We start from the raw sequence: 7594 nt of genomic DNA on the forward strand, positions 1-7594 counted from the left end.
GTAAGCGCTACGCTCTGATTCGGCGAAGCACTGTCATTGCCCGCTGTAAAGAACAAGACCGGCAGGCCGTCTGCATCGTAGGTTGCGCTTCCCGACCAGATTCCATCGGGTGCGAGCTCATCCTTCTCGGGCGCCAAAGCCACGGGAAGATCCCGCCAATGCACCAGATCCTCGCTAACCCAATGCCCCCAATGGATTTGATGAAAGAAGGGCCCATGAGGATTATGCTGATAGAACAAATGGTACTGGCCGTCAAAATAGATCGGCGCATGGGGTTCATTCATCCAGTGAGCAGGTGGGCTAACGTGATATTGAGGCCGGTGCCGATCAGCCAGCAGGGGGGTCCGATCCAGTTTAATCTGATCATACGTTAACGTCGGATGGACTCCTCCACATCCGATATCCAACACGAGCCGATAAGAAGCGGCTACCTCATCCTCACTCAGTGCCCTTGGGTAGATTTTGAGCTCTTCCATGATGCCACTGAACATGTGCAGGCTGAACACCTTCGCCAGCTGGCTGCTGTGATTATTTTTACCGATTAGGAGATCCGTGCCGGTCGCCTCGGTCAAGCGGGAACCACGAGGCAACCCGGTCGACGCAATCTTCCTGCCGTTCAGAAACAATTTCATTTCCCCTTGGTTCCCGTCAAACACAGCATTTACGTAAGACCATTCATTTTTTGGCAGCTCATGCCCATCCGGAGACCAAATTTCCTTCCATTCTCCTCCTTCGAGTCCAACTTGGAAGGACCAGGATCCATGACGATACATACCGAGTAGGTATCCCTGCCTTTGTTCTTTGTTGTGACGGTTCACAATGGCTGACAGCTTGCCATCGTCCCCCACCTCGTATGAACGAGGGGCAACCCATACGCCGATGCTGATCGCCGACCGGTATTGGGAGGTGCCCGCAGGATCTTCTTCTTGGAATGAATGGGCAATGAAAGTCGAATATCCGTCGAACGAAAGCCCACTCCCCACGACGCCTTTTCTCCACAGCGGGTCGCACGGTTCGGTAAACTTTGCTTGCTTAAATACGTACTGGATCTCATCCCGGACCTGGGATACGTATTCCAGAGCACTTGCTCCGGCTCCTTCATTAAAAGGCCAATACATCATCGGTCCCCGGTTGTCGGGTCTTTGGTTCATGCTTCCACCCTCCTTGACTCCCACTCCGTGGAGTCGCCTGGAATAAGTATGGAGTTTAGCGTATGGATGTGAAGCGAGTTCAGAACATACTGCCCCGCTTTCACGCTGATTTCGATCTGATCTAACGGAGCGTCAGGGAAAATTTGATCCGTCATGGCAATCAGACCATCATTCGCGTACACTTCGATCGCATTGCGGTCCAGCCAGATATGCAGCTTGATTTTCCCGTCCTCAGAAACCAATTTGGCGCCATGATTGCACGGAAAAGACGGATGAAAATCGGTCACTCCTGATTTCGTACGGTCAATGTACAGCCATTGGCGCTCAGGGTCATATCCGATTATCGTTTCGCTCTGCCCGGAGGATTTTATTTTCACCCGAATCTCACTCCCGGAGCGGACATCCATTTCAGCCTCAATCTCCAACAGTTCATCCTGCATCTTTTGTATAAAAGGGGCCTCTGGCGTAATCAAAATTGCATTCCAGCTCTTCGATTCTTTTCGCAGCTTCTCCATTTCCCTAACCGGCTTTTGGATCAGCAGGATACCTTCGTCACGGCTGGTCAATGACAATACGCGAGGCAGTGTCATCGCTCCTCTCCAGTCTCCGGTAGGTGTCTCGTTGGCATACTTCCAGTTGCTCATCCATCCAATGATCACGCGCCGTCCATCAGCATCGGGTATATCCGACCAAGTAACCCCCGCATAATTGTCCCGGCCATAATCGAGCCATTGGATATGATCTGCAGGGTTGTCATTGATGAATGTGTTCCCATCGAACTCACCGATAAAATATTGCGTGCGTGAACCTTCCGGATAATCGGGATGATCCCCAATGCTTATGATCAGAACCCATTTGGAGCGTCCGCTGCCATCAATCGGCAGTTCAAAGAGATCCGGGCATTCCCAAACGCCATCATGCGAACCTTCTCCATGGCCGAATTCGCCCGTAAGCGACCATTCCAGCAAATTCTTTGATCCGTAAAACCGGACATGATCTCCCGCGACAACCGCCATCACCCAACGTTCATTTTGCGAATGCCAAAACACCTTGGGATCCCGAAAGTCTATTAGGTCAGACTCGGTGAGTACCGGATTCCCCTCATATTTATGCCAGGTTCGACCTTTATCACTGCTGTAAGCCAAACTTTGCCTTTGACGCGGCCGACCAGTTTTTGGACAGGTATCAGCATGGGTAAAGATCGCAACCAATCCATGGGACCCTTCAAATAGTCCGCTGCTGTTGTTCCAGTCAACTACACAGCAACCAGAGAAAATAGCGCCATGCTCGTCTGGGAACAGGGCGATTGGTTCATGCCGCCAATGCACCATATCTTGACTGACAGCATGCCCCCAATGCATCGGACCCCATTTGTTTCCGTAAGGGTGATGCTGGTAAAACAGGTGATATTCTCCCTCGTAATAGACCAGTCCGTTGGGATCGTTCATCCAGTGAGAAGGTGGCGAGAAATGAAACCACGGCCTGAATCGATCATCATTTTGCTGTTTACTGAACTCAATTTTCATCATTTCCTCTTTGGTTGGCATTGACAGAAGAGCCCCCCTTACGTGTTGTTACTAATGCTCCACCTGCATTTGCAAAAGTCAGCATGCTGGTGATTTGCTGTCTGGTCAGCTGATTTAATACATGATCGGTTTGAAGGATCTGATATAACAAGCAGCCCAGGAACGCGTCCCCGGCTCCAGTCGTATCGATAACCTTCACTTGAAATCCGGGCACATATCCATCATGATCAGCGACCCGGTAATAACAGCCTTTTTCCGCTAAGGTAACCACGATCAGTGCGATGCCGAATTGCTGCTGCAGCTCCTGCGAGCCTTTTTCCACATCGGTTGTTCCTGTTATAAAGCCAAGCTCCTCCTCCGATATTTTCAGAATATCGGCATAGTTCATGCCCCAAAGAATATTTTGTTTTGCTTTATCGTTACTCTCCCATAATGCAATCCGGATGTTCGGGTCAAACGAGAGCAGCGCTCCTGCTTCTTTGGCCTTCACGACCGCCTCTCTTGTTGCCGAACGGGCAGGCTCATGGGTCATCGATAAAGATCCAAAATGCAGTATACGGCAGTTTTGAATACGATCGAACGGGACATCCGCTGGGCACAACAATGTGTCGGCTCCCGGCCTCCGGTAGAAGCTGAACGATCGGTCTCCGTTGCCATCCAAATGGACAAATGCCAGCGTCGTGTTAGCTTCCGTTGTAGTCGAAAGAGCAGTCACATCAACTTCGCAGCTTAACAAAGTGTGCTGAAGTAGGAATCCGAAATGATCCTCCCCTACTTTGCTAACCAGAGCCGTTTTGGCTCCTAAGCGGGATAGCGCAACCACTACATTAGCCGGTGCCCCTCCGGGATTGCATTCGAACTGCACGTTACCTCCCTCGCTTTGTCCTGCAGGAGTAAAATCTATCAAAACTTCCCCGATAGCAATTACATCAAGCACAGTTTCTCCCCACCTATCATTTACTTATTATTTCTTTAAATTTTCGTTATAGCGATCCAGTCCAGTTTGGTAGATCTCCATCAATTCGTTCAGGCCCATTTTATCCAGAGTCTTCACATAGCTATCCCACTGCTCATCCACGCCGCCATCGACAATAAATTTGCCTCTTTGAGTGTTCACGTATTTAATCAATTCAGGCTCAATCCGGTTGATTGTATCCAATTCTTCTGGTTTGAAGAAAATACTTGGATAGTTTTCTTTTTCCATGTAAGGATCGTAGTACTTCTCCAAATCTATTACACGCTGCTGAGCCCGAGGCTCCAGATCAACCACTTTCCCCAAATTTTCAGCAGTAATTACTCCCGGGGCCCCTGCACCTGGAGCTACCTTCTGACGGAATTCACCAGCGGAAGTACCTTCGGGTAGCGGAAGGTTCACCAGTTTTCCGTTTTCGTCTTTTTTAAATACGACATCCAACGGACCCCAGTGAATTTGAGCCGCCATGTAAGGTTCATACTGTTGATCAATCCAGCGCATCGTAATCTCGGGGTAACGGTCTTCTTTAGTAATCACGAAAGCCCCACGTCCTGGCCCCCCACCATTGTTACGCCCGATCAATTGGTCCCCGTTTGGACCTTTGAGCGGAGGCAGGAGAGCATAATCCTTACTCCGTTCTGCTCCGACAACTTCTTCGACCTCCCACCAGACGTAAGAGCCAAGCGTTTCGTCAGTCGTTTTGCCTTTTGCCAAATACTGAGCCGCATCCTGGGTGAACGATTCGGGATCGATCAAGCCTTGCGCATACCAGTTATCATGTATATATTTCAATGCTTCCTTATATTGAGGTTGATTCGCGGTGAAAATCACTTTACCATCGCGGACGATCCGATGTTCCAGGTTATCTGGAAGCCCGAAGGCTCCGAATATGCCCGCAATGTCACTGCACCACTGCATGTGCATAAAACTTAGTGGAATTTCATCCGCTTTACCGTTGCCATTCGGATCCTGTGTTTTAAAGGCGATCAAGGCCTTCGTATATTCGTCCAGCGTTTGCGGCATTTTTAATCCCAATTTGTCCAGCCACTTTTTATTGATGACGTGAAAGAAAGGATTGGTCCCAAGGTTGTTCTCTTCAAAAGACGGCAGCCCATAGATGTGACCATCCGGCGCTGTGATCGCCGATCTAATGTCGGGCCGGCTCTCTAAGAGCGCTTTCAAATTAGGCGCATATTGGTCAATTAAATCCTCCAGTGGGATGAGAGTCCCATCTTTACCGTAATTGACAAGCTCGTAATCCGTGAACCCGGCTCCATAAAATGCATCCGGCAAATCACCGCTGGCCAGCAGCAAATTTTTCTTTTCGTTGAAGTCGGTGTCCGGAATGTTATTCCACTCGATCTTTACATTGGTTTGCTTCTCCAGTCGATTGAAAATTTCCATTTTCGAATACTCCGGCGCCAGTGCGGCTTTCGGGGATACCATTTTTAATGACACGGCATCGTTTACAATTGGAAGCCCGGTTTTGTTAAAGTTCGCATCCTGGTCCGGATTTTTCGCCTGTTGCTTTGTATCCCCGCTGCTACCCGAACAGCCACTGATTGCAAACGCTCCGGCCAACATGAGAATCCCTGCACTTTTGAAGATCGTTTTTTTCATTGTCCATAACCTCCCTTTAGATCATTCCACAGGTAAAAATCGTGCACAGTCCTTGCTAGTCTAATCTGGATATCTTGGGCATCAATACGGCTTCACATCCCCCCTTTCAAGCACCCTGCCAACGTCATCCCTTGATGGATCCGATCATCACGCCTTTCACAAAGTACTTTTGCAGGAAAGGATATAAAATCAGCAGCGGAAGGCTGGATACCATGATCACGCCGTATTTGATAAGCTCTGTGACACGCATCTTCGCCGCATAGGACTCTACATCTAACATCATGTTGGAATTGACCTGATTCTGGACTAGAATGTTCCGCAGCACGAGTTGAAGCGGATATTTGCTTTCGTCGTTCATATAGATCAAAGCGTCAAAGAAACCATTCCAGAAACCTACGACATGATAAAGTACCATTACGGCGATGATAGACTTGGACAACGGAAGCACGATGCTCCAGAAGAATCGGGTGTTAGAGCAACCGTCAATCGATGCGGCTTCCCACAATTCATCCGGTATGCTGGACTGGAAAAATGTCCTCACGATAATGACATTGAATACTCCGCCCGCACCCGGGATAACAAGGGCCCAGATTGTATTTAGCATGTGAAGATCCTTAATTAACAGATAGGTTGGGATCAACCCTCCGCTAAAGAACATGGTGACCAACAAAAACCACATAATCACCGATTTCCCAACCAGATCTTTACGAGCTAACGGATAGGCCGCAAATACCGTCACGGCTACGCCGATCAAAATTCCCAGGCCCGCATATATGATGGAGTTGGCATACCCGATCCAAATGGATGAATCGCTAAAAATTCGCTCATATCCGTCCAGGGTAAATCCTTTTGGAAATAACCATACCTCTCCTGAATAGATGAGGTTGGGATCACTGAACGAAGCAATCAACACGAAATACAGCGGGAATAATACGAGTAGCATAATCATGGTCAGGATCACGTAGTTAATGACGTCGAACCATACATCTCCCTTGCTCTTTCTCTTTAATAATGAATTCAACATGAACTCCCCCTTACCAAAGGCTGGTTTCCGTCATTCTTTTGGCGATTCGGTTGACGGTGAAGATCAGGATAATGTTAATTACGGAGTTGAACAGGCCCACTGCTGTGGAAAAGCTGTACTGTGCTTTCTGAATCCCCATCTCATATACATAGGTTGGAATGATATTGGAGGTCGTGTAGTTCAGATCGTTTTGCATCAGAAAAGCCTTTTCAAAACCGATGCCCATAATGTTGCCAAGCGCCAGAATCAGTAGAATGACAATGGTCGGCAATATGCTTGGGATATCGACGTACCATACCCGCTTCCATTTACTTGCACCATCCATAATTGCCGCCTCATGTAGCTCTGGATTAACCCCTGCGAGAGCGGCCAGATAAATAATCGTCGAAAAGCCGGTCTCCTGCCATATCCCTGACAAGATGTACAAAGGTCGGAACCAACCTTCATCGGCCATGAACAACCTCGGTTCTCCACCGAACCAAGTAATGATGTGGTTCACGAGACCGCTGTTAGGCGATAGAAACACATTGAGCATGCCTACAAGCACAACCGTAGAAATAAAATGCGGTGCATAGATGACGGTCTGTATAAATTTCTTATAGTTCTTACCAAGCATCTGGTTCAACATGATTGCGATGATGATTGGAACCGGAAAACTAAAAACAAGCGACAGAAAACTGAGCGTAAGTGTATTGACTATAATCGTCCAGAAGTTATAAGAATCGAAAAACTCTATAAAGTGCTTGAAGCCAACCCATTCGCTTCCCCAGATGCCGCGACTTGGTGAAAAATCTTTAAAAGCGATTTGGACTCCATACATCGGGTAGTACTTGAATACAAGATAAATAATAATAATCGGCAGCAGAAACAGGTACAGCTCATAGTTTCGCTTGACTCGTGTCCATGTTCTCCGATTTTCCTTGATGAGGTGTTGCTGACCCCCGGACTCCATTGGATTCACCTTGATACTCCCTTTCTCCCTAAATTGCAATCTCTTTTTTTGAAACGTTTCCAATTTAATTGAAACGTTTTCCAATTTGGCGCAAGAAATACGTCTTTCGACGTACATTCCAGTGAATGCGGTTGTTATGCGTGCGATTTCGCCATTTTACAAAGTTTCTTATTTTATCAAGTAGTTTCGCCACCCCTAAATACGACGGGAAGACGGTAAACGTCCCTATGCAAAGATTCGCCTTCAATCTTTTTGAAAGCAGCCTGATTGTCAAGCGTGCCATTTCCTCTACGGGTTGCCTGATCGTTGACAAAATCGGATGAAAGTAAGGATGATCCTGAATGCCGT

General features: G+C 47.9%; 6 protein-coding genes and 1 pseudogene. All 7 read right to left on the reverse strand.

Annotated features, from left to right (window positions below):
* Positions 1 to 1151 (reverse strand): LamG-like jellyroll fold domain-containing protein (locus tag CPT76_RS36035; RefSeq protein WP_308737737.1); only part of this gene is annotated, 1151 nt, incomplete at its 3' end.
* Complete coding sequence (locus CPT76_RS36040; RefSeq protein WP_105446276.1) at positions 1148 to 2698, reverse strand: glycoside hydrolase family 32 protein; 1551 nt, start codon at positions 2696 to 2698, stop codon at positions 1148 to 1150. The genes CPT76_RS36035 and CPT76_RS36040, both read right to left, overlap by 4 nt.
* Complete coding sequence (locus CPT76_RS36895) at positions 2667 to 3614, reverse strand: carbohydrate kinase family protein (RefSeq protein ID WP_146116570.1); 948 nt, start codon at positions 3612 to 3614, stop codon at positions 2667 to 2669. Before CPT76_RS36895 ends, CPT76_RS36040 begins: the two co-directional genes overlap by 32 nt.
* 27 nt (positions 3615 to 3641) lie before the next feature.
* The gene (locus tag CPT76_RS36050; RefSeq protein WP_105446278.1) at positions 3642 to 5270 is read right to left on the reverse strand and encodes an ABC transporter substrate-binding protein; all 1629 of its coding nucleotides are present in this window, start codon (positions 5268 to 5270) and stop codon (positions 3642 to 3644) included.
* Between the two features lie 124 nt (positions 5271 to 5394).
* Complete coding sequence (locus tag CPT76_RS36055) at positions 5395 to 6291, reverse strand: carbohydrate ABC transporter permease (protein ID WP_105446279.1); 897 nt, start codon at positions 6289 to 6291, stop codon at positions 5395 to 5397.
* A 13-nt stretch (positions 6292 to 6304) separates the two neighbouring features.
* Positions 6305 to 7246 (reverse strand): ABC transporter permease, encoded by a 942-nt coding sequence (locus CPT76_RS36060; protein WP_181153266.1) that lies wholly within the window; start codon positions 7244 to 7246, stop codon positions 6305 to 6307.
* 176 nt (positions 7247 to 7422) lie between these two features.
* Positions 7423 to 7594, reverse strand: a pseudogene (locus CPT76_RS41775) (LacI family DNA-binding transcriptional regulator); the annotation flags it as partial.

The organism is Paenibacillus sp. AR247 (assembly GCF_002968895.1).
GTDB classification, from domain to species: Bacteria; Bacillota; Bacilli; order Paenibacillales; family Paenibacillaceae; genus Paenibacillus_AQ; species Paenibacillus_AQ favisporus.

Excerpts from the sequence above, each read along its gene's own strand:
- CPT76_RS36040 (WP_105446276.1), bottom strand. The coding sequence starts at position 2,698 with ATGCCAACCAAAGAGGAAATGATGAAAATTGAGTTCAGTAAACAGCAA.
- CPT76_RS36050 (WP_105446278.1), bottom strand. The coding sequence starts at position 5,270 with ATGAAAAAAACGATCTTCAAAAGTGCAGGGATTCTCATGTTGGCCGGA.
- CPT76_RS36060 (WP_181153266.1), bottom strand. The coding sequence starts at position 7,246 with ATGGAGTCCGGGGGTCAGCAACACCTCATCAAGGAAAATCGGAGAACA.